Here is a 20,887-nt window from a genome sequence, read left to right on the forward strand (position 1 = left end):
GTATTGATTGCTCAATAGTTTGTTACTTGAATTAAACGTTGACGCTTGTATTGTGTTCAGTTTTCAAAGAACTTTTTTGTTTATCGCTCAGAAGCGACTTTTATAATATATCATGTTGTATCACTGATGTCAACACCTCTTTTAAAAGTGTTTATGAAACTAAAAAACAGTGTAACAACGACTCACTAAATATACCAAGATTATTCCCCTAGGTCAATATCATTTATACAGGAAATATTGACCATTTTCGACATTTTATCTTTCATTGATTGATATCTTCATTATATAGTTTTTTCCACAAGCTTTATTCTAATATTAGAAAACTCGGCGGTTGCCGAGCCTTTAGGCGACAGCAGAGCCGTAGTTGCACTTATGCAGATAGGAAGAATTTTATGCTTTCCTATCTGCTAAAAAAGATCCCGAACAAGTGTCCGGGATCAGCTATATTACTCTTTATAAAATTAAACTAAAAACACAAAGTAAAGTACGAAGATAACGAATAACCCATACATAATAGGATGAATCTCTTTCGCTCTTCCTTTTACTATCATTGTAATTGGATAGAAGATAAATCCAATCGCGATACCTGTTGCAATACTATAAGATAATGGCATGATAATAATTGTTAAGAAAGCTGGAACTGCGATTTCGAATTTATCCCACTCGATTTTACCAAGAGTTGATACCATTAATACTCCTACGATAATCAGCGCAGGTGCAGTAACTGCAGATGTTACAACTCCTAAAAGAGGTGAGAAAAATAGAGCTAATAAGAATAAGACCCCTGTTACAATAGAAGCAAAACCAGTACGAGCTCCTGCAGCAACCCCCGCACTTGATTCAACATAAGACGTTGTTGTTGATGTTCCTAAAACTGATCCTACAACTGTTGCAGCAGAATCTGCAAATAACGCTTTTCCTGCACGCGGTAACTTGTTTTCTTTAATAAGTCCTGCTTGGTTTGCGACAGCAACTAATGTACCAGCTGTATCAAAGAAGTCTACAAATAGGAAAGTAAGAATAACAACTAACATTTGTAAAGAGAAGATATCGCCAAAGTTTTCAAATGCTGCTCCGAAGGTTGGAGCGATACTTGGAACTGCACCAACAATTGCATCTGGTGTATCAATCAAGTTAAACAGCATACCAACGATCGCTGTAACTACCATACCAATAAAGATTCCACCATTTATTTTTCGTACCATTAAAATAACTGTGATAAACACACCAAAGATTGCAAGTAAAGTATTTCCTGCTGTAAGATCACCCAATGCTATTAATGTAGCATCAGAGTTTGCGATAATACCTGCATTTTGAAGACCAACAAAGGTAATGAATAATCCAATACCAGCACCTACTGCGTATTTTAGTTCTGCTGGGATAGAGTTAATAATCGTTTCACGAATTCCTGATAAAGTTAATAGAATGAAGATTACTCCTGAAACAAAAACTCCTGACAAAGCAGTTTGCCAAGGAATGCCCATCCCTAAAATAACCGAGAAAGCGAAGAAAGCATTTAATCCCATACCTGGAGCTAGCGCTATTGGATATCTAGCAATTAACCCCATTAATAATGTACCAATCGCTGCAGCTAATGCTGTTGCAACGAAAACGGCACCTGCATCCATTCTCATTTCCGGCGGTAGATCTGGAATATCAGCCAGTGAAAGCATTGCTGGATTTACAAATAAAATATAAGCCATTGATAAAAACGTTGTTAAACCACCAACAAATTCTTTTCTGTAAGTTGTTCCTAGTTCGTCAAATTGAAAATACTTTTTCATGATATTGACACCTCTCCCTGTTATCTATTTGCATCGTATTGCTCAAACCAAACAACAAAGCGCCTCAGATATAATATCTGAAGCGCTTGACTTAAAAGCATAACAATAGAAAAGAAGAATCATAGAATAGACTCTTTTCAATCACGTTATACCTCGTAGTCAAGCCATTTTACGGTAGCTCGGTAGAAACTTTTGGGCCATATCCCCAAGATTATACGACGTATTTCTACAATATTTGATTTGTTTTCATTATAAGACAATGTACCTATGGAGTCAATATGAAAAACGAACGTTTATATATTTTTTTAACATATTGTTCGGTTCCGGCCTATTCCCACTCAATTGTTGCAGGTGGCTTACTTGTAATATCATACACAACTCTGTTAACGTGACTTACTTCATTTACTATACGTGTAGAGATCAACTCTAATACTTCCCATGGAATTCTTGCCCAGTCTGAAGTCATTCCATCTATTGATGTAACAGCACGGATACCGATCGTGTAATCATAGGTTCTCGCATCACCCATTACCCCAACGCTACGAATATCAGGTAATACCGTGAAGTATTGCCAAATCTCCCGATCCAATCCCGCTTTTCTTATTTCTTCACGTAAAATTGCATCTGATTCACGAACAATCTCTAATTTATCTTCTGTCACTTCACCTAAGACACGAATACCTAAACCTGGTCCAGGGAATGGTTGACGCCACACAATTTCATCAGGTATGCCAAGTTCAGTACCAAGTGCACGTACTTCATCTTTAAATAAAGTATTAAGTGGCTCGATCAATTGGAATTTCATATCCTCTGGAAGTCCGCCAACATTATGGTGAGACTTTATCGTTTGGGCAGTTGCTGTACCACTTTCAATAATATCTGTATACAGAGTACCTTGAGCTAAATAATCGATGCCCTCCAGCTTTGTTGCCTCATCATCAAAAACATAAATAAACTCATTTCCAATGATTTTACGTTTTTGTTCTGGGTCGCTTACGCCTTTTAACTTATTTAGGAAGCGATCTTTCGCATCAATTTTTATTACATTCATGTTGAAACCTTCAGTAAATGTCTTCATAACCCCTTCAGCCTCATCCTTACGAAGAAGACCATGGTCTACAAACATACAAGTTAGTTGATCACCGATTGCTTTATGAATCAGTACAGCAACAACCGAAGAATCCACTCCACCACTTAATGCACAAAGGACCTTCTTATCTCCCACTGTTTGTCGGATTTTTTCCATCTCAATTTCAATAAAGTTTTCCATTGACCAGCTCTCTGAGCATCCACAAACACCGAATACGAAGTTTTTGAGTAGATCGTTTCCATACACTGAATGGCGAACCTCTGGATGAAATTGAACCCCAAAAAGATCACCCGCTTCGTTACTCATGGCTGCAATTGGACATGAAGGACTTACAGCATCTACTGTAAAGCCGTCAGGTGTTTCTACCACTAAGTCACCATGACTCATCCAAACCACTTGTTCATTTGGAATAGTCGCAAATAAAGCAGATTCATGTTGTACAGATATTGTTGCTTTACCATATTCACGGTGTTGTGCTTTTTCTACTTTTCCACCAAAATGCTTTGTCATGAGCTGCATTCCGTAGCATATCCCTAAAACAGGAATTCCTAATTCAAAAATTTCCTCATCACAACTAAAGGCATTTGGGTCATACACGCTATTCGGACCACCAGATAAAATGATACCCTTTGGCTGAAGCTTCTTTATTTCATCTGCTGTCATTGTATGCGGATGTAACTCACTATAAACCCCAAATTCCCTTATTCTTCTTGTAATTAGCTGGTTATATTGACTTCCAAAGTCTAAAACAACGACGATTTCTTGTACGTTATTCAACTAAATCACCTCGTTATATTTTGTAATAGATTTACCTGTTTATATACACCAATAATGAAAAGTCGGCGAAAGTAGAGCCGTATTTGCACTTATACTTTCCTATAAGCCAAGAAAAGATCGGCTCATCCGCCGAACAACAAAAAAACTAGAATCCTCGCCTGTAAAAAGGCAGAATTCTAGTTTATAAGTACACACAGAATAGCTGCCTTCATAGTCAAGCCGTTTACGGTGGCCTGGTAGAAACTTTCGAACCATATTATCGAGGATATACGAAGGAAACGTATTAAATTTGTGTCTATTCTATCAATCGGGTACTTATTGGTCAAGATGATATCTTTTTAATTAAATTTTCCCATAATTCAGCGGACTTCTCCCACTCTTTATTGGCATTATCCTTACGATACAATGCTCTTTCATAACTACGAGTCAGTCTCTCCATATCATTTCCATGATAGTACTTATCGACCTGAAGCGCATATTCTCTAAGTGTTTGCCCTTTTTGACGTGGCATGCCAACCCTTGCCAAATGCTTTAGCAAGACACCATACGCTTTGAAATAGACCTCTTCGTCATTCCGTCGTTTATACAATAAAATAAACAAAATAGGAATCCATTTCTTCCGGGTCGAAAATAAAATATATGAAACTACTATCATACTTAACAAGAAGATGAAGAATATCTTCCATGTAAAATACCCGAGTACCTTTTCTAAGACATTTGTATTAGATTGAGTTTCTTTTGTCTCATCTGCTGTTTCCGGCTCTTCTTCAACAGGCATCTCTTGTGGTTGGTTATCTGGTAGTTCACTCTCTTGGTTCGTTTCATCCGCTGTTAAGTCAAACGAGAATACGTTTGAGTTATTGAAACCTTTCGTTGGTTCAAACGGAACCCATCCAAACCCTGGAAAATAAACTTCTACCCATGAGTGCGCATTATTATTTGTGATTTCATACTTGTTTCCTTCTAGATACTCCCCCTGAGAGTACCCTTTAACCCATCTGGAAGGAATTCCAACAGCTCGAAGTAAAACGATCATTGAAGTTGAAAAGTTATCACAGTATCCCGTTTTCGTATCAAATAAGAATTGGTCTACATAGTCTTGATCGGAACGAGGGATAGCTACGTTTTGAGTATCGTAGACAAAGTCATTCTGTTGAAAGTAATCCTCTACCGCCTTAACCTTATCATAGCGATTCATATGCTTACTTGTGATTTCAACTGCTAATTCATTTACTCGATCAGGAATTCTTTCTGGTAATTGTGTATAAGCGGCTGTAAATGAGCCACTTTGTTCTAAGCCGCCTGGATCGTATACCTCACGTAGTTCATTTATTAAAAACTTTGGTTGCTGATAAGCAACTTTATATTGTTCTAATTTTATCGCTTCTTGTCCTCTAAATGTACGAATCTTTTCAGATAACGGATCAACACTATAGTATACATCCGGATCAGCTTCTACAGAGCTTAGTCCCAAAGGATACACTAGATGTGAATATGTAAGACTCATTTGAACATCAGCTTCTAATAACTCTGTTTCGGTTTTCTCTTCATACCAATTAAGCACTGTATTTTCATTATTAAATTGGACTTTTTCGGCTTGATAGGATAACTGCCACCCTTTTCCGGTATATAAATCCTTTGTTTCCACTCGCCAGTAATGACGTCTATCGGATTCTGCAGTAAAAACAACAGTATCATCCGCGATAAATGGACCACCTAGACTTTGGTCGTTTGTTCCATATCCAATTTTTTTCATACCATTTACAGAACCATTTGCATTCTCTTCCCCGTATCCTGTTAAAAACGGTACTGGGTCCGGCCATTGCGGAGAAGCCTTTGGAGCAATATAACCGATTGTTGTTGAAAAAACAATGAATACAGCCAGAGGTACCGCCCACTTTTTCCCGATGTTTAAATGTCTTGTTAATTCCTTGTCCTTAATACGTTCAAATTGGAGTATCCCAAGCATGAAAAATCCAATAAGTACGGTCCGTACAATAGCAAATTTTGCATCGTATGGACTAAAGGTATCAAGAACCGTAATATAAACAATGGTTAGCACGAAAAAAAGTAATATTCTCTTTTGCTGGGTATACCAGTAATGCAATAGATAGCTCATTAACCAAAGTAATATATAGAATAAGAACGTCCGGAATATCGGCGTCATTTGCGACCAGTTCGCCTGAAAAAGTAATTCTATATTTGTTATAAAATCTACAATGAATGCTTTTACCCACGTAAGGTCTAACAACGCATGATCGAAATATAAGTAACGCATTGTAAATATAATTAAGAGACCTTTAATTAACGCAGATGCCAAAAATCTGACTTGTAAAAATAGCAATAAAAACGATATTGCTATAAACAAAATAAATACCGAAACTTCCTCTGTATCAGTCACTACCTTAAGAGGCCTCAACCATTCCCAAAGAAGAAGAAAGCCAAAGACATTCAATAATAAGTTTCGTAGATCACGTTGAGCCGCTATTTTTGGTTTCATGATTTACTCACCTCAAAAAATACATCTGCAAAATGCCCTTCGTAAACAACCTTCACAAATATATTGTGCTTTCTTATCGTTTCAATTACTTCGGTTTCTTCCCAGGTAAGTGGAGTTGCCTTCTCCTTCACTACAAAGAGCATGACATCAGCATTCCTCATTGAAAAGCTTCCAACCATGTGAATAATATCAAAACTCACTTTATTTGTTACCAACATAAAAGTAACAGGTTGATAGATTTTCTTACTTTCAGACTCTACGATCTGTGAAAATGGAACAACACTATTATCTTGTACTTTGGCAAGATGATTATAAATGAGTTGTTGCTGGGTATCACCACTTCGAAGTGGGTAGATGGATTGTTCCTCCCCAACTGAGATAAACGAAATCTGCGCTCCTTTTCGGAGAATAGCCCTTACTAGCGATGCCGTAAAAGTTACAATTTGTTCAAACTGTGGCGTCTTCGTTCGATCCATAAAAATAACTACATCGTGACTTTGTTGTTGTTCAAATTCCTTTGTCATAATGTCATTTTTTCTAGCAGATGCCTTCCAATCTATCCAAGAGAATCTGTCACCAGGCTTATAATCCCTTACTCCAATTGCAATCGCAGTATCACGTTGTAATCTTACATTTGAAGCGGTAGTACCCTGCTCAAAGCGATTCTCTAATTGACGATATACCATTTCAACGTATTGCGGATATATTAAAAACTGTTCAGGAATTGGGTAAACTTGTTCTTTTTCAACAAGGCCAACTAAATCACCTGTTTTGATCCGGATTCCCTCAAATTTATGTTCTCCCCTTGGAATAGCATCAAACACATATTGAAATGCAAAGCTTCGTTTAAACCAGGGAAATAAAATCACTTTCGATTGCTTTGATTGCCCACATTTTTGGAGCTGTGGCGGAAGTAACTCCTCAACAATGATATACATTAATGGGAAAGGAATTCTTCTTGTGATAAAAATTGTTGCCTCAAATCTCTCTCCCGCTATGTATTCAGCATTACTCGTTGTACGGCGGACTTCAAAGTCTTTTAGTGAATAAAAAGATAGAAACAGAGAGTATAACCCAAATGGAATAAAGCTATAGAATAAAAACCAACTTACAAATCCACCTTGGAACATGGCGTATACAAACGTTAACGCAATCAATAGAAAAATAGTACCTAGTTTTCCTGCTGACCTTAGGTTCTCAAGTAGTTTCTTCATTAACGATTCAACGACCTTTGCACTGGTATGGGTGTACGTTCAACTATTTTCATTACTACTTTTTCAGTTGTCATTCCTTCAAAACGAGCTTCTGACTTAAGGATGATACGATGCGGTAAGACATAAGGTGCAAGGAATTGAATATCATCAGGAATGACGAAATCTCTGCCATTAATTAGTGCATAGGCTTGAGCTGCTTTCATTAACGCAATTGATCCACGGGGACTCGAGCCTAGGTATACAGAACTATGCTCTCTTGTACCGTTAACAAGATCGACGATATATTCCTTAATCGTACTATCTACGTAAACTAATTTAGCTTCATCCTGAAGTTCTACTAATTCTTCAATTGTAATTACAGCTTCTAAATGTTGAATAGGCTTTGTTTTCTCAGCACGATTTAAGACTTCAATCTCTTCTTTTAATGTTGGATAACCCATTTTCATTTTTAATAAAAAACGGTCTAGCTGAGCTTCTGGAAGTGGATAGGTTCCTTCATATTCAATAGGATTCTGAGTGGCCATTACAAAGAAAGGTCTTGGTAGCTGTCTCGTAACTCCATCAACTGTTACGCTGCTTTCCTCCATACCTTCAAGTAATGAGGATTGTGTCTTTGGGGAAGTACGGTTAATCTCATCAGCAAGTACAATATTACCCATAATTGGCCCAGGTCGGAATTCAAATTGCAGCTCTTTAGGATTATAAATGGAAATCCCGGTTACATCCGAAGGTAATAAATCCGGTGTAAACTGAATACGCTTAAAGTCTGCACTTACTGATTTAGCAAGGGAGCGTACCATCATCGTTTTTCCAACTCCAGGGACATCCTCTAATAATACATGGCCTTCCGCTAAAAGCGCCACTAAACTAAGTGTTGCAACATCTCTCTTCCCAATCATTACTTTTTCGATATTCTCTATAACTCTACCTAAAACTGGATGTAACGTATCAAGCTGCGTCATTTTTTCTCCCCCTATGTCTACTAAAATAGTCTTATAATTTATGTAACTATTATACTATTCGGCCAATAATTGTAAAACCCCTTTGTGTATAGTGTAATCTAATAAATTAAAGCACTTAATGTGGTGTCAGGCACCACAAAAATACAGTTGTCCGCCTCAGGAGTACAGTAGTATCTTTTCTCAAGTTTTATTATGGTTTGGTTAGTGGTGCCTGACACATTTTCTACTTTATGAGATATGAAAACCCAGATTCGTTATTAGAATCTGGGTTGGTTTTCATTATTTCAATCTAGCAATTCTACACTAAACTTGAGAGAACATGTACACGTAGTATTAATCCAAGCAGACGATTATCTTCATCTACTACTGCTAGTGGGAACTTCGTATCTAATGCTTTAGGAATGATGTCTTGAACATATTCATCTTTAGAGATGGTGTAGATATCCTTCCGAATTACATCAGCAAGAGTCTTTTTATTTTTAATCGCTTCAATCGCATCATCTATTGTAACAATACCTTCTAAGTGGCGTTGCTTATTTACAACAAAAACACTCGATATTCCGTTTTTACGCATCTCTGTAACAGCAACTTGCAGGCCGTCCTTTAGAGACACAAGCGCATTAGGCTTCATCATAACATGTTCAGCCTGGAGAATCTTCGAACGGTCAATATCTTTTATGAATTCAGTAATATAGTCGTTTGCAGGTGTCTCAATAATTTCTTCAGGCGTACCAACCTGTTCAACCACACCATCTTTCATAACTGCGACCCGATCTCCCAATTTGAAGGCTTCGTTCACATCATGAGTAATAAAAATAATTGTCTTTTGAAGTCTCTCTTGAATATCTAAAAGTTCAAGCTGCATTTCTCGGCGAATTAAGGGATCCAGGGCACTAAATGGCTCATCCATTAGTAGAATATCAGGATCGTTTGCTAATGCTCGCGCTAGTCCCACACGTTGTTGCATACCACCCGATAACTCACCGGGATACTTATCTTCGTATCCCTTCAATCCAACTAATTCAATATTTTTCAAGGCAATTTTTTGACGTTCCTCTTTTGATACTTCTTTTATTTCTAGACCATATTCAACGTTAGCTAAGACTGTTCGATGGCTGAATAACCCAAAATGCTGGAACACCATTGCAATTTTGTTTTGCCTGAACTTCTTAAGCTCAGTAGATTTATAATCTACAATATTTTCTCCATCTACATAAATAGCTCCTGAAGTTGGCTTATTTAATAAATTAAAGCAGCGAATTAATGTTGACTTTCCGCTACCAGAAAGGCCCATGATAACAAAAATCTCACCTTTGTTAATCTCCATTGAAACATCATAGACACCAACTGTGTGATTGGTCTTTTTTAAAATCTCATCCTTTCCCATTCCCTGTTGAACTAATGGGATAACTGATTTTGGTTTCGATCCAAATATTTTTGATACATTTTCAATTTTAATTTGAGTTTCCATCACTTACTCTGACCTCCTGTGCTTCTGAAAGGAGTCTGCAACCCCAGCTGTCACTCGATCAATTATAATAGCCAAGAACACGATACTGATTCCCGCTTCAAAGCCTAATGCCATATCGATTCGATTAATAGATATTAGAACCTGTTCCCCAAGTCCTCCGGCACCAACCATTGATGCAATAACAACCATAGCAAGAGCCATCATTGTTGTTTGGTTAACACCAGCCATTATTGTCGGAAGCGCCTGTGGCAGCTGAACTTTCGTTAACATTTGCCATCTTGAAGAACCAAATGACTGAGCAGATTCGATCACTTCATCATCAACATTTCGTATCGCCAGCTCTGTTAAACGGATAACTGGAGGTAAAGCATAAATTAAAGTTGCAAATACTGCTGAAACATTTCCTAAACTAAAGAAAAAGATAGCAGGAATTAGATACACAAAACTCGGCATTGTTTGCATCGCATCTAATATCGGCCTCATTACAACAGAAAAACCTTTGCTAAATGCCATCCAAATACCTAATGGAATACCTATTACCAATGAAATAACAACAGATGTTATGACAATCGCAATGGTAATCATTAATACATCCCACAATCCGAACGTACCTATTAAGAATATAAAAAATGCATAAAAAACACCTGAAAAAACAGATTTGAAATACCAACCTAAAAGGAAAATAAGTAGAATGAAGAGCCACCAGGGAATGAACATTAGAACAGCTTCAATTCCATTAATGGTCTGAGAGGAGATAAAATGTATAAAATCAAAAAATCCTTCAAATGTTGTATCTAGCCATTTTATAAATGCTTCAACGTTTTCACCTAAAAAACCCCAACGTATATCTGGAAAACTACCCATAAAACAGGTTACTAATTGTAACCATTCACCTCACCCATATTCAATTTTCAATAGCAGCCTATTGATGTATAAATCTTCTAGTTGTTTATCAAATGCGCCTTGGCGTATTTGCGCCCGATTTTTTTCGAGCTTGCTCGAAAATTTCCTCTTAAAAATCGTGGCATCCGCCGGAGGCTTTAACTTTATTCAGTCGGAGTTTGAACCCTGACTGAATTGTATACTCCTTTTGCATTCATCCCCCACTTATAGAAGAAGGGGACTTCTGCTGAATAAAGTTAAAAGTTCAGTAGTAGTTGGCAGTAGCCAACCACTACCTGAGATAAATTACTCTAATGATTTTAAAACTTTTTCAGCGATATCCTCTGGAATCCAAGTAGTCCATAAATCTTCGTGTTCCTTCATCCACCATTCGGCAGCCTCATCAGCAGAAGCTTCATTTTCATTCATATAATTTAATGCTTCTTCTGTTAGTGCATTACTAGTTTCGTAGTTTTCTAGAAACTCAACGATTTCAGGTGCTAAGTCTGGAACATCTTTGTGTACTGCAATTACAACGTCATTCGGAGGAAAAGCAGTTCCAAAGTTTTTATTCCACTGTTCTTCGTTATACTCTGGTTCTTCTAGTAAAGTTAAATCGTATTTAGCTGTTACCCAAGTTGGTGACCAGTAGTATCCTACCCATCCTTCTCCTGCTTCATATGCATCCACTAATGTAGCGACAGCACTAGAATCTGATCCTGGACTAATATAATTAAAGGTATCTCCTAAGCCATAAGTTTCCACCTTAGCTGCCATTGTTTCCCCTACGGCCCAACCAGTTGGAGCACCTACAATACGACCTTTACCAGAATCCTCTGGATCCGGGAATACTTCCGGATATTTTTTTAGATCCTCTACTGTTTTTAAGTCCGGAGCAAGAGGCTCAATTCCTCTTTCTTCATCACCTTCAATAACGTAGGTTGGCACATAAAAGCCCTGTGTATTGTCATCAAAGTTTGTTGCTACTTCCACAATATCTCCTGCATCCGTCATTTCTTTATAGAGTTCTTTAACATTATCTGTCCAGATCTCCATATACACATTTATATCGCCTTGACGGAACCCTTCTAAAGTTGCTGCAGTAGATCCTGCTGTTACTTCGGTCTTATAGCCGTAGCCTTCTTCAAGAATCTTTTGCGCTACGCTGTTATGGAAGCGAATACTATCCCAACCAGCATCAGCTAGCACAATCTTATCTAGTTCTCCAGAAGTACTAGAACTACATCCTGCAAGTGCTAATAGTAAAACTGTCAGTAAAACCATAAACCTTCGTTTCATAAAAAACTCTCCCCTTTTTCTATCTCATTTTTAATACCTTTTAAGCCATGGGTATACCTATTTATACCGATCATTATGTTGACAACTTTCCAACATAATTGATATTCAAAGTAAATAATCCTTTATCCAGTTAATTAATAAATAGAATAAAAACACTTAATAATGAATCTTGAAATGGTATAACAGTAGTTTTATTCAATATGATGTGGCATTTTGGATGGTATTATTGAGGATAAGTCTACTTGAAATATCTTGTCGAATATTAGTGGGTGACCCGATTTTTTGGGCTCTATTAAAAGTATAGTGGAGGAATTTTTTTAAAACAAACTTGATAATTCAGCATATTCTGGGATTATCAAGTGTATTTTGTGATTAAATTATCTCAGAGCAAAGATATGGTTTATCCTTTTAAGATACTCCCAAATACTTCCGTATCCTCAAGATTTGTATGGGTTTTCATAATTTAGTTAGAAATTAGTAGGCCACTAGTCATTTAGTTGTAATCATCAAAAAAAGGCGAACGAAAAACTTCACTAGTTAATTCTTTTTTTCAGATTGGCCAAACATTAATAGGAGGTCCTATCATGTAAATGATTAGCACCTCCAATTATCTATTTATACTCGAAGCACCTTGAATTGGCCGCCACCAAACAAAGATGTAGTATAATCTATTTTCGCATTAGAGAAATACGGAGTATCTCTATAGCTTACTAGGAACTTAATCCAACCAACTCCTAGTCTACGGTTGGCTTTCAAGTAATTTGTATTCCTCAATTAAATCTGAAAGATGTACAATCTTTGCCATTTTTTCGTAAACAGGAATGTACTCTTTTAACACATTAACCATCTTTGGTCCTGTAATTCCAACATGACCAATGGCTATCAACTCTTCACTATTCGATATTTTTTTAGCTACTAAATTAGCCTGTTTCGAAATATGTCTTGTTGTATAGACCTCATCAAAAAAGATATCATTTTCTAAATATGGTACATTCATTTCTTTAGCCAGCTTTTCGACAACGCTTTTACTCGAAGTCATGCTATCAAGATAGAAAAGTCCGTTTTCTTTGCACACTTCAAGAACAATTCTCATAACTCTTTTGTCTTCTGTCACCTTTGAACCCATATGATGATTTACACCAACAATATGAGGTATTTCCTTTACGGCTTCTTCTACACGCTTTCTGACTTCTTCATCACTTAAATCCGTTGTGATTGCACCCGGTCCTAACCAGAATTTCTTACCCCTCTTCGGCTCCATGGGCAGATGAAGAATTACCTCATGACCATATTTATGTACAAGTTCCGCATCTTCTTTTGTTGTAGGCATAAATGGCATGATAGCTACCGTTAATTTTATAGGAAGCTTGAGCATTTCTTCTGTACCCTTCATATCATTGCCTAGATCATCGATGACAATGGCTAATTCTTTTTCAGGAATAGTAGATGCTTCCGCGAATCCTTGCGTAATAAATGAAAAAAGTAAGAAGAAAAAGCAGATCAAGATTTTCATTAATTCATCCCTCACTTTTTTCGGTAGTATTCCACACTGCAATATAATTTATAGATTTTCAGGTAGAACAAATGACCAAGGATTACAAAAAGGCTCCTCACTTCTTTCCAATGAGAAACCCCAATAATATTCAATGTATTTGCTGAAAATTCATGAGATAACTGCGAAGAGAATGTATATCTTACGTTGTTTTCTAACATAAGATCTACCCTGTTTAAGGTAGTAATGCCCTTTTATTAACCCGAACAATCAGCCAACATAAGTAAGTGAGAAAAAATAAACTTTTATTTTACAACATCGCAAATTAACCTGTCAATATAAAATTTGTTATTTTTCTGAATATATGGTACTGTACTATTATAGTTAATTTTTCGAAGCCCGCATTCAAGTTCTTATGTAAATTTCTACAGATAGAATTTGGATGCGTTTTTTTATATCCATTCCTCAAAGTTGAAGAAACTGACGAAAGAGGAAGTTATTAATACAAGTAGTCCTAATCATTGTAGTAGTTTCCCAGCAAGGCTACAAACGTGAAAGGAGAAAGGAACTAATAATCTCGACTTCAAACAATAGTTCTGCAACATTTTGAGCAGCATTAGCTGTTGATTTCTTTTGAGCCATTTTTTTCAACCTCCTTTTAATTATCGAGCAGTATCAAGCGTTAAAATCAAACGAGCGTTCTTCTCGAAAGGAACAAATTTGTCACTAGTAATAAAGCAGACCCTACAAGTAGATTTGAAAAATTGAACCAACTTCAGTAAACAAGGAGGACAATAGTAGTGAATCTAATAAATATGGAAGTAACACACAAGCATTTTGGTGAGGGTAGTGTTGTGAAACATGATGAGTCTATCATAGAAATTCATTTCGAAAATGAGAAGAAAAGGTTTGTTTATCCCGATGCATTTGGAAAACACTTAACACTGCATGATAAAAGAATTGCACAATCACTTAATAAGGTTATACATGAAAAGCAAATGGAGTTAGAGAAAGAAGAATTGGAAAAAGAAGAAGAAAAGAAACAACGAAGAAGAGAACAGCAACTTCGCATGGAACACGATAAGCTTATGAAAAACCATAAACTTCACCCGCAATCACAAATGGTCTATTGGTGTGACGACGAAGATCAGAATAAAGTCTTTACAGAATGGCAAGTTTTCACCGGTGTAATAAATAGCGGTACTAACAAAGGAAAGCCAAATAAACCTACACGTTTATACAAAAATAGCGTTTGCTTATTAACAACTAGAGATACAGATATGCCTGAACAGGATAGACGTATCTTAGGCGTCTACATGGTAAAAGAACAGTTTATCGGTAAGGTTTGCGAAAATGGATATGTTCCTGCTCATTCAGAGTACAGATTACAACTAACTGAACAGGAATCTAATGAGATGCTCTTTTGGAAATATTACGTAAACGAAAAATCCCCTAACAGGATGACTTGGAATACAGGTAAATACCGCTATTTGGATAATATCTGGGTAGCACAAATTTTGCTTGATATTGCTTCTCTGAAAAAAGACACAACGGAACAAAAACTGGCACAGAACTTTTTTGAACATTTCTGTATTATGAATCAGATAAGTAAAGAAGATCTACCAGAGAATAATGGTGCATTGTTACGTATATAGACAAAAGGTTCGAGTACTTAACAAAAATATTATAAAACAAAAAAGGTCACGAGCATGCTCGTGACCTTTAAATCTTGATATATCAAGGCTTTATGATGTTTATTACATCATGCCGCCCGTAAGCTTTGAGTGTGTAATATCGTTAACAAGAGGTGCGAAAAACGCGGTAAATCAACGTTTTGGATATTACTGGTTGTAACATCTTTAACGGGGATTTACCGTTTTTTATGGGATTGCGTTAGCAAAATGTTAGCATTATTGTTGATGTATTATATTTTTATTCTAAAATACCCATTTCATATAAAAATCTTGAAGGTTGCTTTGTCCATCCATTGTATCTATTCGCATATGTTAATGTAAGCGTAGAGAGAGTACGAGTTATTGCGACAAAACAATTTCGTCTTTCTTCCTCCATTTCAATACTAATTTCCCCTTTTTTCTTACTTGCAAATGAGGGTAGTTCATCCTCTACTAGCCCCAAGAGATATACGTGATCAAACTCTTTACCTTTAGCTGAATGGATAGTTAAACACTGTACGTAACCAACATCTGGTTCTTTTTGTTTAGATGACAAATCAAGCTCCTGTAAAAACGTACTAAGCGTTACATTATTATATCCGTATTTATAATAAAAGCTTGACATTAATTGTTTCCAAACTTCAAACTCATCATAAAATAATTCTTTATGTTCTTCTTCCATTTGATTAATATATATATCTGTATTTAACCATTGAAGAGTATCTTCTATAAAAGTAATAAAACTTTTCCCTTCAATAAGGTTTAGATTTAATGATTGTAAATAAGTACTACTAAGATCTAGAGAAGTAATACGATTATAGTATCCCTTTAAATAATCACCATCTCTAGCTTCACTCCACGCTATTACCTCTTCAATATCTATTTCAAATTTGGTGAAATACTCAAAAGTGTTTATTACTTCATTTAGAAACTTCTTATCATTCCTTTTATTTGCCAAACGAAGAAGACTATGCATCCAAGATATCTGTGGACTTTCAAATTCATTCTTCCTCTTAGAAATGACCGTCGGTATGTCCTTTTTCTTTAACTCTTCATAAATCTTTAACAATAACTTATTAGAACGTGCAATGACAGCATATGTTGAGCTATTTTCACGACTAACTCTTGATTCTAAATCTTTAACGATCCACTGCATTTCATCATCAAATGAAAGGAAGCTTTTTAAGCGTATTACTTCAGAATTATCCTCAATTTCCTTCATAGCATGAAGTGGCTTTTTATTATCTAACCGACCTTTATTATGAGCGATAAGGTTATTGGCTAACGTAACAACGGTTGAAGGGCATCTGAAATTATCAGGTAATTGAATGATATCCGCTTCATATTCCTCTTTAAACTCATGTATGCGCTTGTTACTTGCACCATTCCACTGATAAATTAATTGGTCATCATCCGCTACAATAAATAGGTTTCTATATTTGCTTTTAGTTAGTTGTTTAATCATTTGAAATTGTGCATAATTAGTATCCTGAAATTCATCAATATTTATATACGAATAAATTTTCCGGTAGTGATTCGCAATAAAAGGGTATTTTTTGAATAAAAGATACGTTCGAAATATTAAAGACTCAAAATCTAAAGCGTTCAATGAATTTAATTTATTTATATACCCTGTATATATTTTTTCAACTGCATTTCTCAAGTTATGATTAGTTATTAATTTATCTAAGGGTGCACCAGACTCAATTAGGTTCTTTTGAAGATATTGTATAACCGGTAAGAGGTTTGTGGTCCCAATCGAACCTATCTCTTCATTACTTTCTAATTCCATTTTTACATCCTTAATAATCTCATCTAAATCCTTTGAATCAGAATAAATGGTAAAATTCGGATTAACCCCTACATGAGAACCATGATTACGTAATACTTCTGCGCAAAAGCTATGAAACGTTCCTAAATACAATCTTTTATTCATATCAGGTACTAATTCATTTAATCTAACTCGCATTTCATCCGCTGCTTTATTAGTAAATGTCAACCCTAATATCCTGAAGTTCTCATTTATTGATTCTTTAAGTATCCGTGCAATTCTATAGGTGAGTACTCTTGTTTTCCCCGATCCCGGTCCAGCTATGACTACTAATGGTCCTTCATTCCAATTAACAGCTTGCATTTGAACAGGAGTTAATTTGGACAGCTCTGTTTTAAATGGATCATTCATTTGAAATACTCACACACCTTTCTATCATGTCCTTTATAAGTTTAGGTACTCTTTCACTATTGCAATTTCTTTCTTTTAATATTTCTACTAATCTATTTGCGTTTCCCACTTTGTCTTTCTTAATAATTTCAGCTAATTCATCTTTATCTAAAATTCCCAATGCATCTTCACTAATATTATAACCGTTTTCTATTGCAATAGCCTTATATTCCTCAGTAAAACCTTGATATGCTAAATACGTTTCAAAATCTTTTTGAGGGAGCATTGAAACAAGTTGTTCTATTTCTTCTTTTCTGTATCCAATTTTTTCAATTTGAGACAATGTACTTTCTCCTTGATCATCATTATCTGAAAGTAAAAGCCATGGAAAATCAAGTAATTTAGCTAATTTAATAAATGCACCCGGAGAACCATTGTTTTGATAATCAATTATGCTTATACCATAATCATCAAGTGGAAGGTCTAATATCTCTGAAAAATACTGTAACAGTATATACTCAGTCTGTCCTTCTGCTAATAACCAACCTCTAGCAAAAAACAATTCACCTCTTGTCCTCTGGACAAACGTAAACAAGTCATTCTTCTCTTCTTTTGTAAGGATTAATTGAGATTTAACAATCAAATTGTCAATTACTTCAGCGAATTCAGTGCCCTTATACATACCATATAAACCTCTGGATTCTTGTTCACTTATTGGCTCAAAAGCTACTAGTGTATTAGTAGTCTCATTAAAAGAAAATTTATTACCTTTAGCTTTAATAAATTTAAGTAAACTTTCCTTTCCTTCCACTCTAGCTTCAGCTTTATCTATTAGTAAGTGAACAAAAGTTTCAGATCCTGTTTTTCTAAATAATCTTAGGTCCATTAAATTCATATTCTGAACAAAATACGGAGAATGTGTTGAAATAATTTTTTGGCAATCAATTTGATTTATTTTAGATGCTAAAGATCGACTTGCTTGAGGGTGAAGATGTGCCTCTGGTTCTTCTAAAGTTAGTATTGCTTCCGTTTCTTGCTCAAAAGTAGTTTTTAATAAAACATCAATATATGCTTGAAATAAAAATAAGGTTGCTAGGCTTTGAGTACCTTGTCCATGCCTATCAAGAGGAAAATTAACATTACTTCCTTTCCCTTTCATTACAACTTGTGACTTTGAAAGTATATCCCATGTTTTTAAAGGCAACGCATTTATTGACACAACCTCTTTATCATTTAATGACAATACTTTGTGAATATTTTCTAGAGAGTTTATCATTTCCTCTATATTTGAATCACTTTTTATTATTTCTTCATTAATTTTAGAAAGACTATCTTGAATGTTCTGCAACTTTCCATCAGGGATATTTACCTTTTTCAAAAATCTCCCCCAAAATGGAGAGTTTGAACTAAATGTATCATGGATATCGCGTAAAGCTTGCAAATAGAAGACTGGCGTTAGTTGAAGAAAATCATTATATTTACTATTCGAGGCTTTAGCAGAAAGTGATTCTCCTTCAGTATTAAGAAAGTCTGTTTCTATTATAAAATCTTTTTGACCTTCATCATATTTAGAATTTACCCTCAACCAAATCTGGTTTATTGCTTCTTCTTCATCTTCCTCCCACATTATAGGTTGTACAATTTCACCTAATATCTGAGGTATTTTTTCAGGCCACTGGTTAGGCTTTTCTTCCCTAAATATAAATTCTATAGTTATTCCATCAGAACTTTTTGGTTCACCTTTCTCATCATTTACATAGTAGTCATATTCATTAAAGGGTGAAACCCTTTTGTTTGATCTACCCAGTCCTAATTTAATAGCATCAAGAAATGCTGTTTTTCCTGAATTGTTCTCACCAATTAAAATCGTATTTTTTGATAGTGGAACCCTAATCTCTTTTAAACTTCTGAAATTCTTTATTCTTACCTCTTTTAAAAACATTCTAAACACTCCCTTCACCATTGATTTCGGTTAAAAATATAACTCTAAAATCCCTAATTTGTATTTATAATTCGACAATTCTTATAACTATTTTACCAAAAATACCCTGAAAACCAATCTATAAATTTTTGCGTTGCATACCCTACCCAAGGCAGCGCTTGACAATAATAATATTCTCATAAAGATAAGAATGGACGGGTTAACTGAAGAGGAAAAATTGCTATAATTATAGAAAGGGAAATAAACTTTGAATTAAATGGAGTTTAGGAAGAATAAAAATTATAACAATAATTGAACGAAATGGAATATATTATACAGAATGGGTGAGTTATTTGCAGGATCAAAAAATATATAGCTTCTTTTTTGATGAATCATCTCATGATAGAAAAGTAACCAATACTGAAAAAGGAATTAATATTTATATGGATGGGAACAACGATTTATTCGTTGGAGTCCTTTGGGGATTAAACAGTCAAACCGAAGATGACTATAGATCCAGATATTTAAATTTTGAAAGCTTCGGAAAAAAGGTTCTGGGCTTATCCAAGGATCAAGAGCTAAAAGGAACAAATATCAGTAAGTCTAATTTCAAATATGGAATAAGCTCTTTTAATAAAAACACAATTGAAATTTATAATCGTTTTTTTGATCTAATCGATAGCAATGTAATGTTACATATAAATCTCTACAGCAAGACTGAGTTTTTAATCACTAGTTACTTTAATAATATAATTTTTCCGAAACAATTGATAATAAATAAACCTGCTTTTATATATTCAATTATTAAGTTTCTATTTAATTATAGAAGAGAGGCATTATTAAAAAAGATATTTTCTAGTGAACTCTTATCCACTGAAGAATTCATCTTTGAGTTAAAGAGTATGATGCAGGATGTAATTGGTAAAACAGTAAACATAAAACGAAAAATACATGAATTACCGGCACTTAAAGAATTGTTATATATCCTAAATAATGCCGAAATTAATCCAACCCCACAAGAGAAATTCGAGTGGAATTATAATGTAATTTTTGACGGCTTTAATCTACTATTAGAGGAGCTGAAAATTAACCCTAATAGGATTAATCTTGTCATTGATAAGGAAGGGACTGGGAAAGTTTTAAGAGCGGCCAAGCGCATAGGCTTTAAAACTGCTATAGAAATTGATTCCCAATATGATCCATGTGTTAGGGTCTCAGACTTTTTGAGTAACTTTTTTAATCGTTTGTCTCTAGCTTTGTATGAATCTTTAAAGGAACAAAGTTATGATGATCCAAATTCATTTGATTTTGAAAGTAAACATACGTTGAGTACTGATTGGTTTGATTTTAAAAATGATAAGCCTTTTTTACTCTATAAAAAATTATATAAAATTTTGGAAGAAAGAAAGAATATTTACTGGACAAGTTATAGTGGTGTTTTTTTTGATTATCAATTATTACTTTTCTCACTAATACTTTATATTGGCGGGAAACATGAAGATATAAATTCATTTAGAAAATATAGTCCAAAGAATCATGTAGAACGTTTCAATACTTTCTGCGCTCAAATTATTAAGGAAAGATTCAACAATTTATAATTCTTTAATAAATAGAATAATTAATGCTCTTATCAAAAAACACCCGAGATGATATAGCACTGA

At 35.0% G+C, this 20,887-nt stretch carries 13 protein-coding genes and 2 riboswitches; of the genes, 2 read left to right on the top strand and 11 right to left on the bottom strand.

The window, feature by feature from the left end; translation table 11 throughout:
* Nucleotides 1–461: 461 nt before the first annotated feature.
* The 9 genes from AB3M96_RS21670 to AB3M96_RS21710 all read right to left on the bottom strand — a co-directional run bounded on the left by AB3M96_RS21670 (nucleotide 462) and on the right by AB3M96_RS21710 (nucleotide 13,492).
* Nucleotides 462–1,784: an NCS2 family permease gene (locus AB3M96_RS21670; RefSeq protein WP_412969691.1), complete on the bottom strand. Its 1,323-nt coding sequence runs from the start codon at nucleotides 1,782–1,784 to the stop codon at nucleotides 462–464.
* A 136-nt stretch (nucleotides 1,785–1,920) separates the two neighbouring features.
* A riboswitch (purine riboswitch) is annotated at nucleotides 1,921–2,023 on the bottom strand.
* 89 nt (nucleotides 2,024–2,112) lie between these two features.
* On the bottom strand, nucleotides 2,113–3,651 hold the full coding sequence (gene guaA, locus AB3M96_RS21675; protein ID WP_412969692.1) for a glutamine-hydrolyzing GMP synthase: 1,539 nt from the start codon (nucleotides 3,649–3,651) through the stop codon (nucleotides 2,113–2,115).
* A gap of 191 nt (nucleotides 3,652–3,842) precedes the next feature.
* Nucleotides 3,843–3,944: riboswitch (purine riboswitch) on the bottom strand.
* Between the two features lie 29 nt (nucleotides 3,945–3,973).
* On the bottom strand, nucleotides 3,974–6,151 hold the full coding sequence (locus AB3M96_RS21680) for a transglutaminase TgpA family protein (RefSeq protein WP_412969693.1): 2,178 nt from the start codon (nucleotides 6,149–6,151) through the stop codon (nucleotides 3,974–3,976).
* Complete coding sequence (locus AB3M96_RS21685) at nucleotides 6,148–7,365, bottom strand: DUF58 domain-containing protein (RefSeq protein WP_412969694.1); 1,218 nt, start codon at nucleotides 7,363–7,365, stop codon at nucleotides 6,148–6,150. Before AB3M96_RS21685 ends, AB3M96_RS21680 begins: the two co-directional genes overlap by 4 nt.
* Nucleotides 7,365–8,327 (bottom strand): AAA family ATPase, encoded by a 963-nt coding sequence (locus AB3M96_RS21690; RefSeq protein WP_412969695.1) that lies wholly within the window; start codon nucleotides 8,325–8,327, stop codon nucleotides 7,365–7,367. The genes AB3M96_RS21685 and AB3M96_RS21690 overlap by 1 nt, the downstream gene beginning before the upstream one ends.
* Nucleotides 8,328–8,625: 298 nt before the next feature.
* A complete protein-coding gene (locus tag AB3M96_RS21695; protein WP_412969733.1) occupies nucleotides 8,626–9,798 on the bottom strand; it encodes a quaternary amine ABC transporter ATP-binding protein in 1,173 nt (390 codons plus the stop codon).
* A 3-nt stretch (nucleotides 9,799–9,801) separates the two neighbouring features.
* Nucleotides 9,802–10,662, bottom strand: coding sequence for an ABC transporter permease (locus AB3M96_RS21700; RefSeq protein WP_412969696.1), 861 nt, complete (start codon nucleotides 10,660–10,662; stop codon nucleotides 9,802–9,804).
* Between the two features lie 324 nt (nucleotides 10,663–10,986).
* Entirely contained in the window at nucleotides 10,987–11,979 is a 993-nt protein-coding gene (locus AB3M96_RS21705) for an ABC transporter substrate-binding protein (protein WP_412969697.1), read from the bottom strand.
* 739 nt (nucleotides 11,980–12,718) lie between these two features.
* Nucleotides 12,719–13,492 carry a divergent polysaccharide deacetylase family protein gene (locus AB3M96_RS21710; protein WP_412969698.1) on the bottom strand — a complete coding sequence of 258 codons (774 nt, stop codon included), beginning with the start codon at nucleotides 13,490–13,492 and terminating at the stop codon, nucleotides 12,719–12,721.
* Between the two features lie 779 nt (nucleotides 13,493–14,271).
* Between AB3M96_RS21710 and AB3M96_RS21715 the strand changes: the two genes are divergently transcribed.
* Nucleotides 14,272–15,126, top strand: a complete 855-nt coding sequence (locus AB3M96_RS21715) for a malate synthase (protein ID WP_412969699.1) — start codon at nucleotides 14,272–14,274, stop codon at nucleotides 15,124–15,126.
* A 277-nt stretch (nucleotides 15,127–15,403) separates the two neighbouring features.
* Here AB3M96_RS21715 and AB3M96_RS21720 read toward each other — a convergent pair whose 3' ends face one another.
* Nucleotides 15,404–17,326 (bottom strand): ATP-dependent helicase, encoded by a 1,923-nt coding sequence (locus tag AB3M96_RS21720; protein ID WP_412969700.1) that lies wholly within the window; start codon nucleotides 17,324–17,326, stop codon nucleotides 15,404–15,406.
* Nucleotides 17,319–19,247 carry an ATP-dependent nuclease gene (locus AB3M96_RS21725; RefSeq protein WP_412969701.1) on the bottom strand — a complete coding sequence of 643 codons (1,929 nt, stop codon included), beginning with the start codon at nucleotides 19,245–19,247 and terminating at the stop codon, nucleotides 17,319–17,321. Before AB3M96_RS21725 ends, AB3M96_RS21720 begins: the two co-directional genes overlap by 8 nt.
* A gap of 332 nt (nucleotides 19,248–19,579) precedes the next feature.
* On the opposite strand from AB3M96_RS21725, the gene AB3M96_RS21730 reads away from it, so the two are divergent.
* The gene (locus AB3M96_RS21730; RefSeq protein WP_412969702.1) at nucleotides 19,580–20,824 is read left to right on the top strand and encodes a hypothetical protein; all 1,245 of its coding nucleotides are present in this window, start codon (nucleotides 19,580–19,582) and stop codon (nucleotides 20,822–20,824) included.
* Nucleotides 20,825–20,887 lie beyond the last annotated feature (63 nt).

The organism is Ferdinandcohnia jepli (assembly GCF_047246645.1).
Classification (GTDB): Bacteria; Bacillota; Bacilli; order Bacillales; family Bacillaceae_L; genus Ferdinandcohnia.